The 663-nt window shown below is 43.6% G+C and carries 1 pseudogene; it reads right to left on the minus strand.

Going from position 1 to position 663, the window contains the following annotated elements:
• Positions 1 to 536, minus strand: a pseudogene (locus KIV40_RS30115) (phosphoadenosine phosphosulfate reductase family protein); the annotation flags it as partial.
• Positions 537 to 663 lie beyond the last annotated feature (127 nt).

Raw genomic sequence — 663 nt, forward strand, 5'->3', positions numbered from 1 at the left:
CTTCTAAGTAATAGTGAACATCTTTATTACTCCAGTCGATGACAGGCAAGAACTTAAACACACCGTTTTGGATAGAGAGGATAGGAAGGTTCGCACGAGACTTAGATTGCTCTCTTCTCAAACCCGAGAACCAAACCCCAGCATCAAGCTCATCCAGTGCACGCCTCATTGGCTCGACTTTATTCAGCTTGTTGTACTTTTCTATCACTTCTAAGCCTTGCTCCCATAACTTGCCGTATTGCGCTTCTTGCCAATTCGGGCTCTGTTTCGCTCTAAAGACTTGAAGATTTAATGTCAGTTGCTGACTTAATTCATCAATAAAGCGGTACGTTTTGAAGCATTAACGCCGCTCGAATACCAAAACTAGATGAGACAACGTGATTGCCTTCTAGATTCTCTAGTGCCCACTTAACTCTTTGTTGAGCGGTTAGCGTCTCTAACTCAGCATTGATTTCTGAAAGACGGAGGATTTGCTCCGTCTTGGTTAATGCAAGCAGATCTGCCAACTTCAATTTGGAAGTAACAGAATTATGCATGTAAATCCCTCTTAGAAATGATCACTTCTTCAATGATGCCGGCGCGAATGGTGAAATCACCGAACCCCTCACCTTCTTCTCTTTCATTTGCCCAACGAGCCACCAGCTCATCGATCTCTTGAAGGAT

Source organism: Vibrio sp. D173a, from assembly GCF_030248475.1.